Below are 21,754 nucleotides of genomic sequence, written 5' to 3'. Positions count from 1 at the left end.
GGATCACTCGCCGACCGCGACGAAACGCCAGTCGTCGTCCTCGTCCTGGTCGGCGTCGTCGACATCCAGATCCAGCTCCACACCCGCCGCGGCGAGGGTGTCGGCGAGCCTTGCGCCGATTTCGGGGCTCACGTAGTTGTGGTGCAGGTCCAGCGAGGTCAGGTGGGTCAGCGGCTGGCCGCCGAGCAGGGCCGCGACCCCGTCGTCGGTGAGCACACCCATCGACAGGTCGAGTTCGTCGAGCCGCGCGACGACCGGCGCCGAGGCCACCGCCGCGCAGATGGCGTCCTGGATCTCGCTGTTGCGCAGGGCCAGTCGCTCCAGGCTCGGCAACCGCTCACCGGACAGGATCGGGGCGAGATCGTCGACATCGCTGTTACCGCCGTATTCGGAGGTACCGAGCCACAATTCGAGATCGACCAGGGCGGGCAGTTCGCTGGCCGCGACACCGCGCACCACCTCGACGGGCAGACCGCCCGCCTCCACCGTCAGCGTGCGCAGGTTCTCGTGCCGGATCGCACGGAACTCGAGGCTGTCCCCGCCGCGCACGCCGAGTTCCTCGAGCGCGGGGAACGCCTCGAGCAGACGGGTCACCTCGCCCTGTTTGATCCAGGAGATCTCACACTCCTCGCCGATGATGTCGCCCACGAACACCGCACGCAGCGCCGGAAGCTGTTCGCGGGCGGCCACGATGGCCTCGAACACGGCATCGGGACGATTCTCGTAGGCGTCCGACCAGGGACCGACGATGATGGACCGCACCGCACCGGGGTCGACCGTGTCGAGGAACCGGGCGAAGGCGTCCTCCCAGGATTCGGGCGCTTCGTAGGAATCGACCGCGATCCGCCATGCCACCGCATCCGCGGCGGGCAGCGAACGCACCGCCGCCGCCTGCTTCTCGGGATCCTTCTCCAGATCGGGGAAGGTGTAGGCGGGCAGGTCGCCCCACTCGCTCAGATGATCTCCGATGGTCATGTGTTCCCGCCCCTTCTGGCGTCGTGCCGTGTCTCGACAGGTGCGTTTCTACCAAGGACCGCCGACAATTTCCGCGCCGGGCCGACTTGTCGGGCCCTGCCGCTACCGTTCTGGCCAACGGCGGCGAAACGCGGGCCGTGACGGGAGGAAATCATGTATCGACAAGGCGATGTGCTCATCGTCGGGCTGGCCGAGCACGCGGTGCCCGAGCACGCGCGTGACGCGATGGGGGAGAAGCGCGACGGCCGGGGCCGGTTGGTCCTCGCGCTCGGCGAGGTGACCGGGCACGCGCACGCGATCGCCGGACCCGGCCGCTTGATCAGGGAGGCCGGTGCGTTCGGCCCGATGCTGCTGCATCTGCCCGAAGGCGGACGGGTCGTGCACGAGGAACACGCGGCGATCGGACTGCCGAAAGGCTGGTACCGGGTGGTCCGCCAGCGCGAGTACATCCCCGGCTCGGTGCGGGTGGTGGCCGACTGATGACGCATAACCCTTCGGCGACAACGGAAACGAGCACCGAGATGACCCAGCGGGACTGGCGTGCGGTGGCGGCCGCGACGGGCGGCGGTGACCGCGCGGCGGCGGAGGCCGGCGTGCGCCTGGCCTACGCGCGTGCCGGGCTGGCCGAACCGGAGCGGATCGTGTGGGCCGCTTCGCCCCTGGCGGCTGTCGAACTGCTGACCTCGGGCGATCTCGAGCCGGGCGCACCCGTGCGGGAGGCCGTGCGCAACGGTCCATGGGCCGCCGAACGGGCGCGCCTGCACACCGAACTCGGCGCGAACGGCTACAGCGCGCACTGGCGAGCCACCGGCGCGGACCTGTGGAACCTGACGAACTCCGTCGTCGAGCGCATCCGGACCGGTGTCGTCGAGACGGCGGCCGGTGATCGCAAGCAGGAGCGGCAGATCCGGGTCCTGCTGCTCGACGCCGTGCTCGGCCAGCACGAGGCGGCCTGGCTCAGCGCCTACGACACCGCGCCCGGCCATCCGCTCGACGGTGTCGCCGCCGTGGCCGCGGAGGCAGGCTGGTGGTGGCCCTACGAGAAGGTCGCGGTGCTCACCGAACGACCGCTCGAGCTGCACCGCGACGAAGCGGGACGACTCGACCGCGGCGACGGCCCCGCCCTGGCCTACGCCGACGGCTTCGCCCTGTACGCCTGGCGTGGCATGCCGGTCCCCGCCGAGTTCCTCGACAGCCTCCGCGCGCTGACCCCCGCACGGATCCGCGAGGAGGAGAACGCCGAACTGCGCCGGGTGATGCTCGAGTACTACGGCTACGACCGCTATCTCACCGAGTCCGACGCCCGGCCCCTGCACCGCGACGAAACCGGCATCCTGTGGCGAATCGCGCTCGACGGCGACGAGGACGTGGTGATGGTCGAGGTGGTCAACTCCACCCCCGAACCGGACGGCACGCACCGCACCTACTGGTTGCGCGTCCCACCCACCACCCGCACTGCCCGCGAAGGCGTCGCGTGGACGTTCGGTTTGGGCGCCGAGGTCTACGAACCCCTCCAGCAGACCTGAACCGCAGCCGCTATCGTCACCTCGTGAACGCGCACGTGGACGGCCCCGTTCCGGCCGAGCTCAGCTACGGACCTGCTGGTGCGACAACACCGGGCGAGGCGCACTGGGGCGAGTCGGCGCCAGAATTTCGGCGGTTCGAACAGACGGTGGTGCTCGGTCGTGGCGACGAAACCTGGGCTCGGGTTCGCGCGGCAGTCCTGGAATGGGAGATCAAGCGCCGCAGCGGGTTCCGCGTGCTACCGCGAGGCGGCGCGGGACAACTGGTGGCGGTGGATTCGGAATACCGCATCGTGGCCGGGTGGGGGCCGGTGACTGTTCACGAACCGGTGCGGGTGGTGGCCGTGGTCGACACCGCAGACCGCTGCGGGTTCGCCTATGGCACCCTGCCCGGACATCCGGTCTCGGGTGAGGAGGCGTTCGTGGTGCACCGCGCCGCCGACGGGACTGTGTCGTTGACACTGCGCTCGCTCACCCGGGCCGCACCGGATGGCCTGTGGCGAAGAGCGTTTCCCGCCCTGCTCCTGGCACAACGGTTCTTCCGGCGTCGATACCTGCGCGCGCTGGTTCGATGACGCGACCCGCGAGCGTCAACGCTGTGCGCGATCGGCCGTGGTGGTGGTGAGGAATTCGGTGACGGCCGCCGCGACGGCGGTGGGCTGGTCGAGCATGGACAGGACGTAGGCGTCGTCGATTTCGACCAGGCGGGCGTGGGGGAGCAGGGCGGCGAGGCGGTGACCGTGTTCGCGGGGCATGACCTTGCCTGCGCTGGACCAGAGGATCAGCGCCTCGCCGCGGAAGTGCCGCAGCGCTTCGGTGTTGGCGACGAGGTCGGGTTTGTGGAAGCCCGAGCGGGTGTAGGCGAGCAGGTCGGTGCGGATGCCGCGGTGACGCAGGCCGGGTTCGGTCCAGCCGTGGACGAGATCGTCGGGGATCGGGAACTTGGCCATCCAGCCGAACATCAGCGGGGTGCGCCGCAGCCAGGGGATGCGCAGTTGGCGCAGGGCGAGCGCGATGCCGCCGGGCAGGTACGAGGCCAGGGCCGAGGTCTTGCCCGGCAGCCCGGGCGGGAAATTGTCGAAGGCCTCGCTCGGGAACACGATCAGGCGACCGACCCGCTCGTCGAGACCATGGGCGGTGAGGAACAACGCGCCACCCCAGTCGGAGTGGACGAGGGTGACCTCGCGCAGGTCGAGGGCCGCGAGGAAATCGGCGACGAGGTGATTGAGACCGCGCAGGCTCAGGTCGGTGCCGGGACGCAGCGGCTCGGGATGGGCGCCGAGCGGCAGGTCGGGCAGGACGTAGCGGAATCCGGTGGGGAGCAGATCGATCACCGAGTCCCACACCGTGTGGTTCATCAGCAAACCGTGCAGCAGGACGACCGGTGGCCCTTCGCCGCGTTCGCGGTAGTGGATGCGGCCTGCGGGTAGTTCGACGGTCGGCACGATGTCCTCCTCGCGGTAGAGCGTTCGCTCTAGTGCATTTGCTCTAGTCTGGAACGGTGAGCGAGAAGATGTCAACGTCCACCCGGGACCGCCTGGTCGTCGCGGTCGCCGAGTTGATGCGCACGCAGGGCTACAGCGCGATCACCGTCAAACAGATCACCGCGGCCGCGGGAGCTCCCATGGGCTCGCTCTACCACCATTTCCCGCACGGCAAGGTGCAGATCGCCGCCGAGGCGCTCCGCAGCACCGGCGCGGCCTACATCCAGCTGCTACCGCTGCTGATGGATCCGCACGAGGACCTGCGCACGGCGGTGCCCGCCGCGTTCGACGAAGCCGCCCGCACGCTCGAGGAATCCGGCTGGATGAACATGTGCCCGGTCGGCACGGTCGCCGGGGAGATCGCCGACAGCGAACCGGCACTGCGCGGGGCGGCCGCCGAGGTCGCGCGGGACTGGATCGACAGGGGCACCGCGTATTTCGTCGGACGTGGCCTCGGCGAGCCGGCGGCACGGGAGCTGATCCTGGCGATCCTGTGTGCCCTGGAAGGCGCGTTCATCCTCGGCCGAACGCTGCGGTCCACCGAACCACTGCACGCGGCGGGCCGAGCGATGGCCGCCCGAGTCGACGCACTCCTCGCCGGATCGGAACCGTCACTGCCGCGCGACAGGGGCGCTCCGGCCGACTACTGAGTCCAGCGCCGCCCGGGTCTGCGCTACCGCCCGACTCGCGGCACGACGATCCGTGCGATCAGGGCCCGGTGATCGGCACCCGGCAGATCGACGGTCTCGACAGCGGTCGCACGAGCATCGGCGAGAAGGAAATGGTCGATGCCGACGAGCGGCGGAAAACGTTTGTCGGTGGGATAGGTACGCAGATGACCCGCGCCCGCCTGGGCGGCGGCATCGGCGAACCGGCCGGCGGCCATGGCACGGAACCGTGCGTGATCATGGGTGGCATTGAAGTCCCCACCGACGATGACCGGGCGATCGGTGGGCGCGCGACGCAGGATCGCGTGCAGGCGAGCGAGTTCGGAGGCCCAGACCCCGCTGTCATAGATCGGCGGGACCGGGTGGAAGGCGTAGACCGCGACCGGTCCGATCTCGGGGACCTGGGCGGTGGCCGAGATCTGATTGAGCACGAAACCGTCGTACTCGACCGTGTCCTGGAGCGGATACCTGCTCCAGATCCCGGTACCGCTGGCGGTCCGGCCGGGCGCGAGGTAGCGGTGCGGCAGGAGCTGGTCGAGACCGGCACGAGACAGGTCGTCGACGGCGGTTCGCGTGAGTTCGTTGACCGTGATCAGCGCGATGTCGCGCGCACGCACCTGCGAGACCAGCGCGGACGGATCGGCACCGTCGAACAACAGGTTCGCCTGCATGGCCACGATCGGGTACCCGTCCCCGCCACCATCGGCGACATACAGCGGCGCCTGCGTCGCCACCCCGACCGCGGTCACGAGCACCGCGACCCCCGTCGCGACCCACTGCCGCATCGCCGCGAACCCGACCACACCGAGCACCGCACCCGCCATCAGATACGGCGCGCCCGAGGCGGCCAGCACCAGCGGCTCCACCGGCCACCGCAGAAAATGCAGGGCGATCCCGACGACTCCGGCGAGCGTCGCCGCGGCGGCCGACCCGACGATCCAGATTCGAACTACCCGCGCGCTCATCGGGCCAGCCAAGCACGTGACCCGGCTCGCGCACGAATGCGGCGGGAATTCCGCTCAGCCCGAGTCGGAATCGTGTGGGGGCGGCGAGCAGCGCGGAATCGGCGCGAGTCAGGGGAGGTGGCACGGGGTGGGCGCGCGGAGTGGTAGGAAGGGGAACGTGTCGGCATCTGGCGAGAGTTCTGGTTCGAACGTACGGTCGCGCGCGGTGGACGAGGTGGTGGAGCTGGTCAGCGCGCTGATCCGGTTCGACACCTCCAACACCGGCGAGCTGGCGACCACCAAGGGCGAACGCGAATGCGCCGAATGGGTGGCCCAGCAGCTCCAGGAAGTCGGATACGAGACCGAGTACGTCGAGTCGGGCGCGCCCGGCCGCGGCAATGTGTTCGCGCGGCTGAAGGGTGCCGACCCGACCCGCGGCGCGCTGATGATCCACGGCCACCTCGACGTGGTCCCCGCCGAGGCCGCCGACTGGAGCGTGCACCCGTTCTCCGGCGCGGTGCAGGACGGCTACGTGTGGGGTCGCGGCGCGATCGACATGAAGGACATGGTCGGCATGACGCTGGCCCTGGCCCGCCAGTTCAAGGCCGAGGGCACGGTGCCGCCGCGCGATCTGGTGTTCGCGTTCCTGGCCGACGAGGAGAACGGCGGCAAATGGGGTTCGCAGTGGCTGGCCGACAACCGGCCCGACCTGTTCGAGGGCGTCACCGAGGCGGTCGGTGAGGTCGGCGGGTTCTCGCTGACCGTCCCGCGCCCCGACGGCACCGAACGCAGGCTCTACCTGGTGGAGACCGCCGAGAAGGGCCTCGGCTGGATGCGATTGCGCGCCAAGGCCCGCGCCGGGCATGGCTCGTTCCTGCACGACGACAACGCGGTGACCATCCTGGCCGAGGCCGTCGCTCGCCTGGGCAGGCACACCTTCCCGGTGGTGCTCTCGGATTCGGTGGCCGAATTCCTCGCCGCCGTCAGCGAGGAGAGCGGACTGGCCTTCGACCCGCACGGCCCCGACATCGAGGGCCAGCTGGCCAAGCTCGGCACCATCTCCCGCATCATCGGCGCCACGCTGCGCGACACCGCGAACCCGACGATGCTGCAGGCCGGCTACAAGGCCAATGTCATCCCGCAGACCGCCGAGGCCGTGGTCGACTGCCGCGTCGTGCCGGGGCGTCAGGCGGCGTTCGAACGCGAGGTCGACGAGCTGATCGGCCCCGATGTCGAGCGCGAGTGGATCACCAAACTCGACTCCTACGAGACCACCTTCGACGGTCACCTCGTCGACGCGATGAACGACGCCGTGCTCGCCCACGACGCCAACGGCCGCACCGTGCCGTACATGCTCTCCGGCGGCACCGACGCGAAAGCGTTCGCGCGCTTGGGTATTCGCTGCTTCGGCTTCGCGCCGCTGCAGCTGCCGCCCGACCTGGACTTCACCGCTCTGTTCCACGGCGTGGACGAGCGGGTACCGGTGCAATCACTGGAATTCGGCACCAAGGTGCTGGAACACTTCCTGCTGCACAGCTGATCGCCGAGCAACCGACCACGAATCGGAGAGGTCTACATGAGCCACAACCCCTATGACGCCCTGCCCCAGGTTCCCTCGTTCACCGTCACCTCCACCGACGTCACCGATGGTCAGCAGCTGGCCAACGACCAGGTTTCCGGAGTGTTCGGGTCGGGCGGCAAGGACATCTCACCGCAGCTGAGCTGGTCCGGCTTCCCGGAAGGCACCCAGAGCTTCGCGGTGACGGTGTTCGATCCCGACGCGCCGACCGCCTCCGGGTTCTGGCACTGGGCCGTGGCGAACATTCCGGCGTCGGTGACCTCGCTCGACACCGGTGCGGGCAGTGAGGGCGGTACCTTGCCCGCGGGTGCGGTGACGCTGCGCAACGACGGTGGCTTCCCCGGCTTCGTCGGCGCTTCCCCGCCCAAAGGCCATGGCCCGCACCGCTATTTCGTGGTGGTGCACGCCGTGGACGTCCCCGAACTCGAGGTCGGGCCGGACGCGGCTCCCGCGTTCCTCGGCTTCAACCTGTTCTTCCACACACTCGGCCGGGCGACCCTGATCGGTACCTACGAAGAGCGCTGAGCCGTCGACACAACGGTGGCCCCGGGGAGATGTCCCCGAGGCCACCGTTGTTCTCGGACCTACTTGACGTTCGTGACGTGCTCCGGCGGCGTCGCCGCGTAGAGCTCCTCGATGGTGGTGGCGTACTTGTTCGCGATCGGGGTGCGCTTGAGCGACATCTTCGGGGTCAGCTCGTCGCCGCCCGGCTCCCACAGCGTCTCCACGATGACGAAGCGCTTGATCTGCTCCACCCGTGAGAGCTTGCGGTTGCCTGCCTGCACCGCTTCGGTGACCTCGTCGACGATCTCCTTGCGCCGGGCGAGCTCGGCGTGGGTGGCGTCGGTGGCGCCGAACTCCTTGGCGCGCAACGCCGCCACATCGGGGTCGAGCATGATCAGCGCGGTGATGTAGGGGCGGGCGTCGCCGATCGCGACGGCCTGGCCGATCATCGAGGAGGCCGCCTTCATGGCGTTCTCGATGTTGGAGGGGGCGATGTTCTTGCCCGCCTCGCTGATGATCAGCTCCTTCTTGCGGTCGACGATGCGCAGGTAGCCGTCGGCGTCGAGAGTGCCGATGTCACCGGTGTGCAGCCAGCCCGCGTCGTCGATCGCCTCGGCGGTCTTCTCCGGCATGTTGCGGTAGCCGGGGGTGATGATCGGACCGCGGATGAGCACCTCACCGTCGGCGTCGAGGCGCAGTTCCACCCCGTCCATCACGCGACCGACCGAGCCGGGGCGCGGCTTGTCGATCTCGGTGAAGGTGCCGACACCGGTGGTCTCGGACATGCCCCACACCTCGCTGACCGCGAAGCCGAGACCGAGGAAGTACTCGAGGGTCTCCGGCGGCACCGGCGCCGCGCCCGACGCGGCGACCTTGAGCTCGTCGAACCCGAGTGCCGTGCGCAGCTTCGACAGCACCAGCGTGTCGGCGATCTTGTGCTGCACGCCGAGCAGCAGCGAGGAACCCTCACCGGCCAGCTTCGCCTTCGCCTGGGTGACGCCGACCCCGATTGACCAGTTGGCCAGCGCCTTCTTGACCGGGCTCGGCTCGACCGCGAGCTTGTTCTCGATGCCTGCCTTGATCTTCTGCCACACCCGCGGCACACCGAAGAACACGGTGGGGCGGGCATCGGGCAGCGCGGCCGCGATCTCGCGCGGGTCGGGCACGGTGGTGATCTGGATGCCGGTGAGCAGGCTCATCGCGTGCGCGGAGATGCGATCGGCGACGTGCGCGGCGGGCAGGTACGACACGGCTCGGTCGTCGAAACCGACCGGGAGCGGACCCTGCACCAGGCCGACGACCTGGGCGATCACATTGCTCTGGGTGAGCTCGACGCCCTTGGACGGGCCGGTGGTGCCCGAGGTGTAGATCAGGGTGGCCAGATCGGTGGACTTCACCGCCTGCCAGGCCGCGTCGAAGTCGAAATCGGGCGCCGGGTCCGACTCGAGGTCGGCCAGGGTGATCGTGCCCTCGGCGGTGCCGTCGACCAGGACGGTGTGCTCGGTGTCGGCACCGGCCTCCCGGATGACATCGAGGAACGCCTGCTCGGTGACGACCAGCTTGTTGCCCGCGTTGGCGAACACGTGCGCGATCTGCTCGGCGGAGCTGGTGTTGTACACCGAGAACGGCGTGGCGCCCAGGTGCAGGGCGGCGGTGTCGATGAGGTTGAACTCGGGGCGGTTGGTGAGCATGATGCCGACCGCGTCACCGTGGCCCACACCGAGTTTCGCCAACCCGGCGGCCAGCGCTCGCACCCGCGTCGCGTACTCGGCCCAGGTGATCTCCTGGGTGCCGCCGACGGTGCGCAAGGCGATCTGGTCGGGCCGCAAGGCGGCAGTCTGCTGGAAGGCGGCGGGCACGGTGTGCACCGTGACGCCGGAAGCGTGCGCGAAACCGATGTCTGTCATATCCCTGTTCCCGAATTAGGCCGTGCGGACACCGAGCCAATGCGAGAAGAACTGTCTCATCGTCTCGAGCGATGGGCATCACAGTGGCGCGGCTCACTCATCGTAACCGGACATACGGGATTGTGGCGGTGGTTACCGTCGACCGCCGAAACGCGGCCACCTGCGCCACCACGGCCGATCCGGCGCCACAGGGGGTGTTTCGGCGGCCGGGGCGAGGGTCTCCTGCGGCGCCCACGGCGCGAAATCACGGGGGATCATGTGCTTGCGACGGCGCACTTTGGCGTCGAGATAGCGGCGTCCCCGCTCGGTGTCGAGCCGGATCGCCAGCGGGATCACCTCGACGGCGATGCCCTGCTCGGTCAGCGCGCGGACCTTGTCGGGATTGTTGGTCAGCAGGCGCACCTGATGCAGCCCGAGGTCGAGCAGGGCCTTGGCGACGAGTTCGTAGCGGCGGGTATCGGGCTCGAGGCCGAGGCGCTCGTAGCTGTCGAAGGTGTCGATGTCGAAACGCTCACTGGTCCGGTAGCCGATCGCCTTCCAGATCAGGCCGGCGCCGCGCCCCTCCTGCTCGAGGTAGACCAGGACACCGGCACCCTCGGCCTGGATCAGGTCCATCGACCGGGCCAGCTCCGGGCCGCAGTCGCAGTCGTCGGAGCCGAGCGCGTCACCGTAGAGACAGCGCGAGTGCACGCGGACCAGCGGCTTGGGGCCGGGCTCGCCGAAGACCAGGACGTAGCCACCGTCGGTGGGGTCGTCAATGGTGTGCACCTGCACGCCGATCTGTTCGCCGTTGCGGCTGAACAGGTGTTCCGGGCGGAGATCGTCTGCGCCTCGTCCGGTCGCCGCACCTGGCGTGACCTGGACGGACTCGATGATCGTCAAGCGCTCCTCCGAGAATGTTGCGCACCGGGCGAACCCGCTGCGAGGACCGTATGGGCGGGGCAACGGCGCGACTCTACTCCGGGTCCGATGCCGGACACATCAACTGCCTGTCGCGGTGATGTTACGAGTGTCGCCGTCCTCGGGCGCGTGCAGCGCGACGATCCGTTCGATCTCGGCGCGCGGCGGCAGCGAATCGGAGAACGCCACGAGCTTCTGCGTCGGGACCATCGCGGCGGTGGCGAACTCGAAATCGGCTGCGGTGAGCGGGCCTTCGGCCTGCACGACGCGGAAGGCGAGCGCGCCCGCGAACGCGGCGGCGGCACCCGCCGAGGCCTTGAGGACCTGGGGGAAGCGATCGATGACGATGCCACCGTCGTCGGAATACGCCGTGCACTGGAAGCCGTCGACGGCGCACACGGTGGAAACGCCGAGCCCGCGCAGGCGCAGGGCGGTGTCGGCGGGGGAGTCGGTGTCGACTTCGGGAAGCAGGGCATCGAGTTCGACCGTGCTGCCGATCAGGTAGTCGATGACATCCAGATACCGGTAAAGCCCCTGTGGCACAGCCATACTCGGCGTGGGACAGACGATGACCCGTGGCCGGTCGGGCAGTTCGCGGATCAATGCCAGCACCTGCTCGACGATCGAGGACCGCTCGAAGGTGAGGATGACGACGGCGGCCGACGCCAGCGCGGCGCGGATATCGGGCCTGCGCAGGTCGTCCTCGCGCAATTGGACTCGTGGATCATGGCAACCGATCAGGCGCACCTCGCCACTTCGGTTCCGGATGACGGCGGTGACCAGGGTCGGCGCGTCCGGCACGACACGGACCAGATCGGTGCGTACACCGCTGTCGCTGAGCACCTTCAGCACCCGTGCGCCGTCGGCGTCCTTGCCGATGGCCGAGATCAGCCGGACATCGAGGCCGAGAACCGCGGCGGCCACCGCGCGATTGAGGCCCTTGCCCCCGGGCGCGCCGACGAAGCTGGCCTCGACCGGGGACTGGTCGGCGGGGAAGCTCTCGACTTCGTAGATGTGGTCGATCACCGCGTCACCCACGACGGTGACGGTCCCCCCGCGCGGCGACGAGGGCGGCGCGGGCGGCACCGGTGGGTGCGCACCACCGCGCGGATCGGCGCTCAGCGCGGCGGCCAGTGCGGTGAGCGCCGCGTGTTCGGAGTAGGTGCGCAGGCGTTTGACCGTGGGCGCCTCGATCTCGGGCACGGCGCCGATCTCGGCGTGCAGCGCCGCCCAGTGTTGGGCGAGATAGTCACGGCGGGCGCCGAGGACGGCGGCGTAGAGCTGATCGGGGTCGATCTCGGTCGCCGTGCCGTCGCGCAGCAGGCCCAGGGCGAGGATCGCGTCGACGATGAGCAGCTCCGCCGGTGGCAATTGCCGCGCCTGGTCGCGCAGCACCGGCAGGATCGCGTCTTCGCGCGGAACGCCGGTGCGTTCGGCGTAGCGGGCGATGACCGGCAGGTCGAGCAGCGAGTCCACGTCGATCTCGGTGTGGCGCAGTCGATCTGCGCTGAGCCCGGCGAACTTGCCCAGCCGCGCGAGGATGCCGCGCACGACGTCGGTCCGTGGGTCCTGCGGAACCATCGGCACGCGATCGACCTCCAAAAGTCGGACGAAGGTGGTTTATCCACCGGCTCCTCGGGCAATTACCAATTTACAACGGCAATTGACCGCAGTGAAGGGCAAATGCCACACTGGAATTGGCGAAACCCTCGCCCACCAGACCGGCCCGGGAAGTCTGGTGCAGACGACTTCCGGCTCGTCCGCCGGACACCGTCTGATTCCCCTACGCGACGAGTTCGCCCCGTATCCGGCGGGCTCTAGGTGCAGAAGGCGCCACCGCCGATGCGCTTGCCGAACGCGACACGCTCAGCCGTGCGGCGTTCCGCATCCCAGGAACCGGGAGCAGCGGCTCCCCTTCGTGGAATCGGAGAATCCGATGACCATTCACCTCACCCCGGACGACATGCGCAGCACGCGCACCCCCGAATACGCCGTGCGCACCGGCGCCGACCCCGAGGTCTGGCAGCTCAGCTGGCTGCCCGGCCGCACCCTCACCCGCAAGCAGGCCTTCGCCGGAATGCAGCTCGACGAGCTGCTCAGCGACCTGAACGCCGTGCACGACAAGCGAGCCCACGCCCAGATCGAGTTCTGCGCGGCCGCGCTCGGCATCGCCTGGACGCAGGCCGCGGGCCAGCTGTTCATCCGGATGCTCGATCGTCTCGACGCCGACCCCGAGGAGGTGGCCCGGCCCCGGCCGACGGGTCGGCCGCGCACCGCGACCTGGCTGTTCGCGCATCCCGACGCGACCCGGCGCGTAGTACTGGGCTGAGAACCTCAGGCCGAGTGCGTGCGGTGCTCGGCGCCGACCGCGTCGGCCAGGGAGGCGAAGCCGCCCGCGCGCAGGTTGGCGGCGATGCCGCGATGAATGCGGGTGGTCCAGAAGGGTCCGCCGTAGATGAAGCCGGTGTAGCCCTGCAGCAGGGTGGCACCGGCGAGAATGCGCTGCCAGGCCTGCTCGGGGGTTTCGATGCCGCCCACCGAGATCAGCACGACCTGGTCACCGACGCGGGCGTAGAGGCGGCGCAGGACTTCGAGGGATCGCTCGGCGACCGGGGCGCCGGACAGCCCGCCCGCGCCCATCGACTCGACCTCGGCGGCGGGAGTCCGCAGGCCGGTGCGCCGGATGGTGGTGTTGGTGGCCACAATGCCGGCCAGACCCAGTTCGACCGCGAGATCGGCCACGGCGTCGATGTCGTCGTCGGAGAGGTCGGGGGCGATTTTGACCAGCACCGGCACCGAGACGGAGTCGAGGACGGCCTGCAGGATCGGGCGCAGCGACTCGACCGCCTGCAGATCGCGCAGACCGGGCGTATTGGGGGAGGAGACGTTGACGACGACGAAATCGGCCAGCGGACCGAGCAGCCGCGCGCTGGTCGCGTAATCGCCTGCGGCGTCCTCGGGTTCGACGACCTTGGTCTTGCCGATGTTCGCGCCGATCGGCACGCTCGGACGCGCGCCGTGTAGTCGGGCCGCGGCCGCGGCGGCGCCGTGGTTGTTGAATCCCATGCGGTTGATCAGACCGTGGTCGGCGGGCAGCCGGAACAGGCGCGGGGCCGGATTGCCGGGCTGGGCGTGCGCGGTGACGGTGCCGATCTCGGCGAAACCGAATCCCAGCGAGCCCCAGGCGTTCGCGCCGTCGGCGTTCTTGTCGAAACCGGCGGCCAGGCCGAGCGGGGCGGGGAACTCGACACCGAACGCGGTGGTCGCCAGGATCGGATCCTCGGCGACGGTCAGCTTGCGGGCCAGCCAGCGGGTCGGCGGGAACCAGGTGGCGAAGCGCAGGGCGCTGAAGACCAGGTGATGCACCCGCTCCGGCGGGATCAGGAACATCAGGCGTAATAGCAGGGCGTACATGGTCGGCTCACAATCCGGGTTCGGGCACAGGCAGGACGGCGTTCTTGCGGCGGCGCAACAACACCCGGCGGCTGCCGTCGGTGTAGGCGCGCACGCGCGACAACTCCCAGCCACCGAATTCGGCCTGGATGGCCAGCCGCATCGATGCGGTGACCCGGGTGACCTCGGGTGGCAGCCGCAGCGGCACGTACTCGTAGTCGTCGTTGCTGGTCTCCCAGCTCGGCGGAACCGCCGAGCGCGAACCGTGAGATCTGGCTGCCATCACTGCCCTCTCTTCCGTTCGTCCGCGCCGATCCGCTGCAGACCATCGCCGGTGGCCGAGGCCACGAACAGGTCGCCGGTGCGTTCATCGACGGTCACCGCGTCGGGCTGGCGCAGGGTCGGGAACCGTCCCACCTCGACGCCGATCCCGGTCGACAGGTCGTAGCCGAGGACCTCGTTGGTCTGCGTGCAGGTCACCCACACCGTGTCCGAGCGCGGATCGTAGGCGAGCGCGTAAGGCGATGATGCTACCGGGAAACGCTGCCGCAGGACGAGCGGACCGGCCGTGTAGACCAGCAGTTCCCCGCCCGCGGTGTCGGTGACGATGATGCGGCCCTGCGTGTCGGACAGGGCGTTGACGGCGCCGTCACCGGCACGCAGCATCAGGCCGAGCGCGTCCTCGCGCACGCCGACGACGGCGGTCTGCTTGCGGTCGAGCACGGTGATGTCGTCGCCGGTCAGCGCGATCGCGTCGACCGAGACCAGGCCGGTGATGGTGCGCGCGACGCTGCCGTCGGTGTTCAGTTCGCGGACCGTGCCGTCGGCGGTGCCGACGATGAGGGTGCCGTCGCTGCGGGTTTGCACGCTCTGCACGTCGCCGTCGACCGGGGTCTCGGTGACCGTGCCGCTGATGGCGTCGATGCGCAACACCCGGTTCGGGGCGGCGACGAGGACTTCGCCGGGCAGGCCCTGGGCGAGCGCGACGCCCGCGGCGGGCAGGGTGACCGTGCGCGCATCGGTGACTGCGGCCGGATCGGTCAGGGTCAGCGCGGTCCCCGCGGGGTCGAGCGCGGCCAGGCGACCGGTCTCGCGTTCGGCGAGCAGCGCTTTCGTCGCGGCGGCCGGATAGACCTGCCCCGCGGGTGCGACGGTGGTCGCGGGGGAGACGGCCGCGGTGGCCGGTTCCCTCGTCGGCACATTGGGGCCGCTGTCCTCACCGGAGCATCCGGTCAGCACCACCAGTGCCGCCACGCCGACCAACGCTGAGGCGACCGAGCCGCGAGGGCGCATGCACCGAACTCCTTTAACTCCGCACGAGATGACCGCTGATCACCATCTGACCATGATGACTCACCGGTAGCTCCGACCGGGTGGGCGCGTCGGGACCGTCGGTACCACAGGTTACTGTTGACGCGTCGACAATTGATCGCCAGGCAGCGGCAGGAGATCCGAACGATGACCGACCGGACACCAGTGGGTTTCGGTATCGACGACATCTCGGTCGGTCCGTTCGCCCACGGCTTCGGCACCACCGACGACGGTCACCCCTTCGCCTTCCGCACCCGCCGTGCCACCCTCACCGTGGAGATCTACCGCGCCGACCTGGGCGATGCCGTGCCCGAAGCCGAGGACGTGGTGGCCCAGGCGCAGGCCCAGGTGACCGATATCGACCTCGGTGACGAACGCAGCGTCGCCGCCTTCGTCCGCGATCTGCTGCCCGACGCGACCCCGGTTCCGGCGGCCGCGAGCAGGGACACCACGACCGTGCGCGGCATCCTGGGCCGGATCAGTGCCGTCATTGATGGTATGTAGATGGTGATGTCTTCCACACTTTTCGCCAGGGCCGCTGCGGCCACCGCCTGCCTCACGGCCCTCGTCGTCCTCACCGCCTGCGGTGGTGGTGCCGACGAGGCCTCGGTCGACGCCGCACGGTCCTCGGCCAACGCCTCCCTCGCCTCCTCGGTCGCGGTCTCGGCCAGCAAGGCCAATGTGCCGCTGCCGACCGCCGCCGAACTCGACGCGCAGATCAAGAGTGCGCTCGACCCGAACCTGCCCGATGTCGAGCGCACCGACCTGATCGAGGACGGTGCCGCGTTCTCCGACGCCATCCCCGACATGTACAAGGCGCTGCGGGACAATCCGCACGCGGTCTACGGGGTCGTCGACCCGGTCTTCGACAACCGTGACGGCACCCTGACCGCCACCATGCGCCTGGACAAGGACGGTTCGGGTACCAATATCCGCACCACGATCGTGCATTTCGTGCTGCTCGACGGGAAGTGGAAGATCTCGCGCACCGATCTGTGCGGCATCCTGCGCTCGGCCGACTACCGCACCGCCGCCTGCGGCTGAGCATGCGGGAATCGCGATCGATGCGGTGGGGCCGGTTCGTCCACCGCCACCGCTTCCTGGTGCTCGGCCTGTTCGTGTTCACCGTGCTGGTCTCGGGCTGGTTCGGCCGTGACCTGGCCGGTCGCTACACCCAGGAGGGCTGGTTCGACGAGAGCAGCCAGTCGGTGGCGGCGTCGAAACTGGCCGACGACACCTTCGGCCGCGACACCGACGGCGACCTGATCGTCATCTACACCGCCCCGCCGGGCACCACCGTCGACGATGCCGGTGTGCGCGGGCCGGTCATGGCGGCGCTCGAGGAGTTGCGCGCCGACCACGGCGAGCGCATCCACAAGATCGACAGCTACTGGGACAGCCCCTTCTCGGCGAACGCCTCGGACGCGAGCAAAGAGCATGCCTTCGCCAGCATCGGGCTGGCCGGGGGCGGCGGTACCGCGACGGTGGAGAACTATCTGGCGCTGAAACCGCACCTGAACGCCGGTGTGCCCGGCGCCGGGCCCGGCGGGACGACGGTGCAGCTGGCCGGCCTGCAGCCGGTCGTCGAGGGCATCAACATCGGCATGCAGCACGACATCCGGCGTGCCGAGATGATCGCGCTGCCGATCGTGGCCGTGCTGCTGTACTTCGTGTTCGGCGGGTTGATCGGCGCCCTGCTGCCAGTGCTGATCGGCGGGCTCACGATTCTCGGCACGTCCGGGATCCTGCGGGTGCTCACCGCCCACATCGAGGTCAACGTGTTCGCCGCGGCGGTGATGACGTTGGTCGCGCTGGGTCTGGCGATCGACTACGGGCTGTTCACGGTGACCAGATTCCGGGAGGAACTGGCGGCGGGTCGCAGTGTGGAGGAGGCGACCGCCCGCACTGTCGCCACCGCGGGCCGCACGGTGCTGTTCTCGGCGGGCATCATCGCGATCAGCCTCGGCGCGCTGTTCATCTTCCCGAACGGTGTCCTGCGCTCGGTGCCCTATGGCGGCATCTCGGCGGTCATGCTGGCGGCGCTGCTGTCGGTGACCGCGCTGCCCGCCGCGCTGAGCATCGTCGGGCGGCGGATCGACTGGCTGGGCTGGAAACGGTTCTCCCGCAGCAAGACCGAGGCGCAGATCGATGCCGGGTTCTTCTCCCGGCTCGCGCAGTGGGCGATGCGACGGCCGTGGGCGGTGGTCATCCCGATCGTGCTGGGTCTGCTCGCGCTGAGTATTCCGTTGCGCCACATCGAGTTCGGCGGGATCAGCGAGAAATACCTCGCCGCCGACAACCCGGCGCGGGTGGCGCAGGAGGACTTCGACCACCTGTTCCCGGGGTTCCGTACCGAACCGTTGAAGCTGGTCGTGGTCGGGGCCTCCCCACAGCAACTCGGCGACATCCGGTACGAGGCCAATCAGATCCCCGGTCTCACCGGCCGCTTCGAGCCCGCCGCGCCGACGAAGAACGACGTCAACGTCCTCTCGGCCGGACTCGACGACAAACGCGACGCCGACCGGGTGATCGACGCGCTGCGTGACCTCCCGGAACCACCGGGCGTGCAGATCATGGTCGCCGGCATCCCCGCGCTCGAACGCGACAGCATCAACGGCCTGATCGACGGGCTCCCGCTGCTGCTGGCGATTCTGATCGCGGCGGCACTGGCCTTGATGATCGTGGCGTTCCGGTCGGTGATCCTGGCGGTGAAGGCCGTGGCGATGAGCGCGCTGAGCCTGGTGTCGACGCTGGGCGTGCTGACCTGGATCTTCGTGCAGGGACACGGATCGGAGCTCTTCGCGTTCACACCGGGGCCACTGATGTTCGCGGTGGTGGCGCTGATCGTCACCGTGATCTTCGGCTTGTCCACCGACTATGAGGTGTTCCTGCTGTCCCGGATCGCGGAGAAGCGCGCCGCCGGAGCCGACGCGCCCGAGTCGATCCGCTACGGCGTCGCCCATACGGGCGGCGTGATCACCTCTGCCGCGGCGATCCTGATCGTGGTGACCGGCGCGTTCGGCTTCTCCGATCTGGTCCTGATGAAATACATCGCCTACGGCATGATCGTGGCCCTGATCATCGATGCCACCATCATCCGCATGGTGCTCACGCCGGCCCTGCTGAAGATCATCTGGAAGTAGCCGCGCCTTCGGCGTATTCGACGTCGAAGGCGCTCGCACCGAGTGCCGTGCGGGCCCTGGCGGTGATCCGATCGACGTCGAAGCGTTCCGCCGGGGGGAGCGGGGCGCCCACCGTGCGGCGGGCGGCATCGGCGGCGCCGAGGAGGCGAGCCGCCGTGGCGGGTTCGCCGAGCAGTGAGTGGGCGCCCGCGAGCCCTTCCAGGGTGAGTGCGAGTGCGCGTGGGGCCGCGCCCGTGGCCAGCGCGAGGCGGTGAGCTTCGGCATGCTTCTCGTGTGCCGCCGGGCCGTCACCACGCATGTCGGCGAGGAAACCGAGTTCGGCCAGCGGGGTGAGGGCGGCGAAGGACTTCGGGTGGTCTTCGGTGAGCCAGGTCAGCAGGATGCGTTCAGCGGTGTCGAGATCGCCGCGTCGGCGGGCGGTGAGCGCCAGCCCGAACTCCGCGAAGCCGACCAGGGCGATATTGCCCTGGTCCAGCGCCAGGCGCCGGGCCCGCTCGTGCAGGTCGGTGGAGGCGTCCAGATCGCCGGTCAGCATGACCACCCGGCCCAGACCCGACAGTCTGCCCGCGATTTCGGGCCACAGCGCCAGATCCTCGGCCATGCGCAGTCCGGTGGTTTGCCGCCGGATGGCCTCGCCGTACTCCCCGGCGACCTCGGCGACCCCCGCCAAGGTGTCCAGCGCCTGCACCCGGCCCCACCGATCGCCGAGGGCGGTGAACAACTCGTCGGCGCGGTGCGCGTCGCGCCTGGCGCCGTCCAGGTCGTCGCGCAGCAGGGCATAGGACGCGCGGATCGCCAGCACGGCCGCCGATCCCCAGTCGTCGCCGGCCGCGCGGAAACCCGCCAGCGCGGTCTCCGCCCACGCGAGCGGCACCGCCACATCCCCGAAACCCCAGTGTGCGAACGACATCAACCAGTGCGCGCGGGCCCGGTGCGGACTGTCCGGTGACACCGCGGCGAGGGCGGCGGCACCGTGATCGGCGGCTGCTGTCTCGGCGCGCGACCACAGCGCGAGACCGGTGCGCCACACGCGCACCTCGGCACGCAGGTGGTCGTCGCCGCCGGGTTCGGCCAGTACCGCGTCGGCGGCGTCGATCGCGATTCCCGGTCTGCCCCGCAGGAACCAGTACCAGGACAGCGCGGACACCAGCCGCAATCCCTGGTCGGCCGAGGCGGCACACAGCGCGGCGCGCATGTTCGGGTCCTCGGCATCGAGCGCGGCCAGCCATGCGCGCTGCTCCTGGCTGCGCAGATGTACGTCGGCGGACTCGGCGAGCGTCAGGTGGAACTCGACATGGCGGCCTCGGATCCGCTCGGCCTCGCCCGCGTCCGCCAGCCGCTCGGCGGCGTAGGCGGACACCGATTCGAGCATCCGGAACCGTCTGTCGGATCCGCGCACCACCAGTGACCGGTCGACCAATCCGGCGATCACTTCGGCCACTCCGACCTCCGCACCGGCCTGGTGCGTGGCCGGGCCCGGCGCCACTTCGCCGCGTCGGCTCCGACGATCGGGGTGCCGCGCCGGGGCCCGATCATCGACGTCGCCGCAGACGTACTCGGCCGCCGCCATGGTCGTTCCACCGGCGAAGACCGAAAACCTGCGCAACACAATGCGTTCGGATTCGGTCAGTAGTGCCCAGCTCCAGTCGATCGTGGCGCGCAGGGTCTGCTGGCGGGCCGGTACGCCGGGTCGGCGTGCCGAGAGCACCCGGAACCGGTCGTCGAGCCGAGCGGACAATTCGGCCACGCCGAGCGAACGCACACTGGCCGCGGCGAGTTCCAGTGCCAGTGGGATCCCGTCCAGGCGCAGGCAGATCGTGCGGACGTCGGCTTCGGTGCTCGCGTCGAGGACGAAGTCCGGATCGGCCGCCACGGCGCGTGCGGCGAACAACTCGACCGCCGAACCGTCCGCCGGGAGCGGTGGTACCGGATGTAGCGCCTCACCGGCGAGCGAGAGGGGTTCCCGGCTGGTCGCGAGCACGCTCGCCGCCGGTGCCGCGGCGAGCAGCCCAGCCACCAGCGTCGCCACCGAGCCGATCACGTGCTCACAGTTGTCCAGCACGAGCACGCCGTGGAAGTCGCGCGCGAACTCGGTGAGCATCGCGACGGGATCCGCGGTGGGCGCGGCGGCCGCGCTCGCGACTGCCTTCACCCCGACCGCCGCGCAGATGACTTCGGCGACGGCGGCGACCGCTGCCGCACCGCTTTCGGTCCCGGTGGTCGGCAACCGATCCAGTTCGACGAAGCGGGCACCATCGCGCCGACGGCCATCGAGTTCGAGCGCCACCGCCAGCGCGAGCCTGGTCTTGCCGACGCCGCCGATACCGGTCAGTGTGACCAGCCGATGGCGGTCGAACAGTGCACGTACCCGAGCCGAATCCGCTGCGCGACCGATCAGTTCGGTCAGGGGAGTGGGCAGGGCTACCCGAGGCCGGGCCGGTTCGGTGACCGGTGGGCGCAGCCGGGGACTGTGCTCGAGCAGGTCCCGATGCAGGTCGGCCAGCTCCGGACCGGGATCGGCGCCGAGTTCGGTGCGTAGTCGGCGCCGCAGCTCGTCGAAGACCGTCAGCGCTTCGTTGGCCCGGCCCGACCGGTACAGCGCGCGCATCTGCGTGGCCCGCAGTCGTTCTCGCAGGGGATGTTCGGCCGCGAGCTGTGCGAGTTCACCGGCGACGGTCAGATGCTCACCCAGTTCCAGCAGCGCCTCGGCGCGATCCTCGAGCGCGGTGAGGCGCTGCTCGGTGAGTCGGCCGATCACGGGTTGCGCGGCCGGTGCCTCGGCCACGTCCGCGAACGCCGGGCCCCGCCACAGGGCGAGTGCCTCGTCGAGCAGCGACACCCTGGCCCGCGGGGTGGACTCCGCGCGCGCCCGGCTCAGGAGGTCGGTGAAGCGGTCGGAATCGAGCGCGAGCTCCCCCAGGCGTAACCGGTAGCCCGCCGGATCGGTCACCACCAGGTCGCGTCCGTTCGGTTCCGCATCGCCGAGCGCGCGCCGTAGCTGGGAGACCTTCGCCTGCAGCGCGCCCCTGGGATCGGAGGGTGGTTGTTCGCCCCACAGCTGGTCGGTGAGCTGATCGGCCGATATCGGTTCACCACCGCGCAGCAGCAGGTGGGCGAGGAGTAGCCGAACCTTGAGCTCTGGCACCCGCACCGGATCGCCGCGCTCGGTACGCACTTCGATCGCGCCAAGGACCCCGAACCGCACGGAACCGACGTTACCGGAGGTGGGCGCCATTTCGACCTACCTCGTACGACACCGAACACCTCGGGAGCCTCTGCCGAGACCGCCACGGGCCGCGGGGCGGTGGTTCAGTCGCGACCGGTGGCACGTCATCCATCAGGCCGAGGTGGACCCGAGGCGCATCCGCAGTGGATCCGAACCGGTGCGGCCGATGATCGGACCGCGTGACCGAAGACAGGTCG

Annotated in this window: 20 protein-coding genes; 10 read left to right on the top strand and 10 right to left on the bottom strand. The window is 69.8% G+C overall.

Annotated features, from left to right (window positions below; genetic code table 11):
* Positions 1 to 3: 3 nt before the first annotated feature.
* A complete protein-coding gene (locus ACFVVM_RS06865; RefSeq protein ID WP_387613898.1) occupies positions 4 to 975 on the bottom strand; it encodes an STM4015 family protein in 972 nt (323 codons plus the stop codon).
* Between the two features lie 153 nt (positions 976 to 1,128).
* Here ACFVVM_RS06865 and ACFVVM_RS06860 point away from each other — a divergent pair, with 153 nt between their 5' ends.
* Genes ACFVVM_RS06860 through ACFVVM_RS06850 form a run of 3 tightly spaced genes read left to right on the top strand, consistent with a single transcriptional unit; the run spans position 1,129 to position 3,073 of the window.
* Positions 1,129 to 1,455: a hypothetical protein gene (locus ACFVVM_RS06860; RefSeq protein ID WP_387613895.1), complete on the top strand. Its 327-nt coding sequence runs from the start codon at positions 1,129 to 1,131 to the stop codon at positions 1,453 to 1,455.
* Complete coding sequence (locus ACFVVM_RS06855; RefSeq protein ID WP_387613893.1) at positions 1,455 to 2,501, top strand: DUF6745 domain-containing protein; 1,047 nt, start codon at positions 1,455 to 1,457, stop codon at positions 2,499 to 2,501. Before ACFVVM_RS06860 ends, ACFVVM_RS06855 begins: the two co-directional genes overlap by 1 nt.
* 23 nt (positions 2,502 to 2,524) lie before the next feature.
* Entirely contained in the window at positions 2,525 to 3,073 is a 549-nt protein-coding gene (locus ACFVVM_RS06850; protein ID WP_387613890.1) for a DUF1990 family protein, read from the top strand.
* A gap of 15 nt (positions 3,074 to 3,088) precedes the next feature.
* Here ACFVVM_RS06850 and ACFVVM_RS06845 read toward each other — a convergent pair whose 3' ends face one another.
* Complete coding sequence (locus tag ACFVVM_RS06845) at positions 3,089 to 3,943, bottom strand: alpha/beta fold hydrolase (RefSeq protein WP_387613887.1); 855 nt, start codon at positions 3,941 to 3,943, stop codon at positions 3,089 to 3,091.
* A gap of 56 nt (positions 3,944 to 3,999) precedes the next feature.
* Here ACFVVM_RS06845 and ACFVVM_RS06840 point away from each other — a divergent pair, with 56 nt between their 5' ends.
* On the top strand, positions 4,000 to 4,632 hold the full coding sequence (locus ACFVVM_RS06840) for a TetR/AcrR family transcriptional regulator (protein ID WP_387613884.1): 633 nt from the start codon (positions 4,000 to 4,002) through the stop codon (positions 4,630 to 4,632).
* A 23-nt stretch (positions 4,633 to 4,655) separates the two neighbouring features.
* On the opposite strand, the gene ACFVVM_RS06835 is transcribed toward ACFVVM_RS06840, so the two are convergent.
* Positions 4,656 to 5,615, bottom strand: coding sequence for an endonuclease/exonuclease/phosphatase family protein (locus ACFVVM_RS06835; protein WP_387613881.1), 960 nt, complete (start codon positions 5,613 to 5,615; stop codon positions 4,656 to 4,658).
* A gap of 157 nt (positions 5,616 to 5,772) precedes the next feature.
* On the opposite strand from ACFVVM_RS06835, the gene ACFVVM_RS06830 reads away from it, so the two are divergent.
* A complete protein-coding gene (locus ACFVVM_RS06830) occupies positions 5,773 to 7,134 on the top strand; it encodes a M20/M25/M40 family metallo-hydrolase (RefSeq protein ID WP_387613878.1) in 1,362 nt (453 codons plus the stop codon).
* A gap of 36 nt (positions 7,135 to 7,170) precedes the next feature.
* Positions 7,171 to 7,698, top strand: a complete 528-nt coding sequence (locus ACFVVM_RS06825; protein WP_387613875.1) for a YbhB/YbcL family Raf kinase inhibitor-like protein — start codon at positions 7,171 to 7,173, stop codon at positions 7,696 to 7,698.
* Between the two features lie 59 nt (positions 7,699 to 7,757).
* Here the strand turns inward: ACFVVM_RS06825 and ACFVVM_RS06820 are convergent, their stop codons facing one another.
* The 3 genes from ACFVVM_RS06820 to ACFVVM_RS06810 form a co-directional block, all read right to left on the bottom strand.
* On the bottom strand, positions 7,758 to 9,584 hold the full coding sequence (locus tag ACFVVM_RS06820) for an AMP-dependent synthetase/ligase (RefSeq protein ID WP_387613873.1): 1,827 nt from the start codon (positions 9,582 to 9,584) through the stop codon (positions 7,758 to 7,760).
* A gap of 132 nt (positions 9,585 to 9,716) precedes the next feature.
* Positions 9,717 to 10,466, bottom strand: coding sequence for a GTP cyclohydrolase II (locus ACFVVM_RS06815; protein ID WP_387613870.1), 750 nt, complete (start codon positions 10,464 to 10,466; stop codon positions 9,717 to 9,719).
* A 99-nt stretch (positions 10,467 to 10,565) separates the two neighbouring features.
* Complete coding sequence (locus ACFVVM_RS06810; protein WP_387616779.1) at positions 10,566 to 12,065, bottom strand: carbohydrate kinase family protein; 1,500 nt, start codon at positions 12,063 to 12,065, stop codon at positions 10,566 to 10,568.
* A gap of 355 nt (positions 12,066 to 12,420) precedes the next feature.
* Between ACFVVM_RS06810 and ACFVVM_RS06805 the strand changes: the two genes are divergently transcribed.
* On the top strand, positions 12,421 to 12,813 hold the full coding sequence (locus ACFVVM_RS06805; protein WP_387613868.1) for a hypothetical protein: 393 nt from the start codon (positions 12,421 to 12,423) through the stop codon (positions 12,811 to 12,813).
* Between the two features lie 5 nt (positions 12,814 to 12,818).
* Here ACFVVM_RS06805 and ACFVVM_RS06800 read toward each other — a convergent pair whose 3' ends face one another.
* Genes ACFVVM_RS06800 through ACFVVM_RS06790 form a run of 3 tightly spaced genes read right to left on the bottom strand, consistent with a single transcriptional unit; the run spans position 12,819 to position 15,170 of the window.
* Positions 12,819 to 13,898 (bottom strand): quinone-dependent dihydroorotate dehydrogenase, encoded by a 1,080-nt coding sequence (locus ACFVVM_RS06800; protein ID WP_387613866.1) that lies wholly within the window; start codon positions 13,896 to 13,898, stop codon positions 12,819 to 12,821.
* A gap of 7 nt (positions 13,899 to 13,905) precedes the next feature.
* Complete coding sequence (locus tag ACFVVM_RS06795) at positions 13,906 to 14,160, bottom strand: DUF5703 family protein (protein WP_387613863.1); 255 nt, start codon at positions 14,158 to 14,160, stop codon at positions 13,906 to 13,908.
* Positions 14,160 to 15,170, bottom strand: coding sequence for a YncE family protein (locus tag ACFVVM_RS06790; protein ID WP_387613861.1), 1,011 nt, complete (start codon positions 15,168 to 15,170; stop codon positions 14,160 to 14,162). The genes ACFVVM_RS06795 and ACFVVM_RS06790 overlap by 1 nt, the downstream gene beginning before the upstream one ends.
* 165 nt (positions 15,171 to 15,335) lie before the next feature.
* Between ACFVVM_RS06790 and ACFVVM_RS06785 the strand changes: the two genes are divergently transcribed.
* Genes ACFVVM_RS06785 through ACFVVM_RS06775 form a run of 3 tightly spaced genes read left to right on the top strand, consistent with a single transcriptional unit; the run spans position 15,336 to position 18,331 of the window.
* The gene (locus ACFVVM_RS06785) at positions 15,336 to 15,692 is read left to right on the top strand and encodes a hypothetical protein (protein WP_387613858.1); all 357 of its coding nucleotides are present in this window, start codon (positions 15,336 to 15,338) and stop codon (positions 15,690 to 15,692) included.
* 6 nt (positions 15,693 to 15,698) lie between these two features.
* Positions 15,699 to 16,232 (top strand): hypothetical protein, encoded by a 534-nt coding sequence (locus tag ACFVVM_RS06780; protein ID WP_387613855.1) that lies wholly within the window; start codon positions 15,699 to 15,701, stop codon positions 16,230 to 16,232.
* Between the two features lie 2 nt (positions 16,233 to 16,234).
* Entirely contained in the window at positions 16,235 to 18,331 is a 2,097-nt protein-coding gene (locus tag ACFVVM_RS06775) for an MMPL family transporter (RefSeq protein ID WP_387613852.1), read from the top strand.
* Here ACFVVM_RS06775 and ACFVVM_RS06770 read toward each other — a convergent pair.
* Positions 18,318 to 21,536 (bottom strand): BTAD domain-containing putative transcriptional regulator, encoded by a 3,219-nt coding sequence (locus ACFVVM_RS06770; RefSeq protein ID WP_387613850.1) that lies wholly within the window; start codon positions 21,534 to 21,536, stop codon positions 18,318 to 18,320. The two genes, ACFVVM_RS06775 and ACFVVM_RS06770, sit on opposite strands and share 14 nt — an antisense overlap.
* Between the last annotated feature and the right edge of the window lie 218 nt (positions 21,537 to 21,754).

It is taken from the genome of Nocardia sp. NPDC058176, from assembly GCF_042883805.1.
Lineage (GTDB): Bacteria > Actinomycetota > Actinomycetes > Mycobacteriales > Mycobacteriaceae > Nocardia.
The sequence above is the reverse complement of the archived record's forward strand: the minus strand, read 5'-3'. Positions and strand labels throughout refer to the sequence as shown.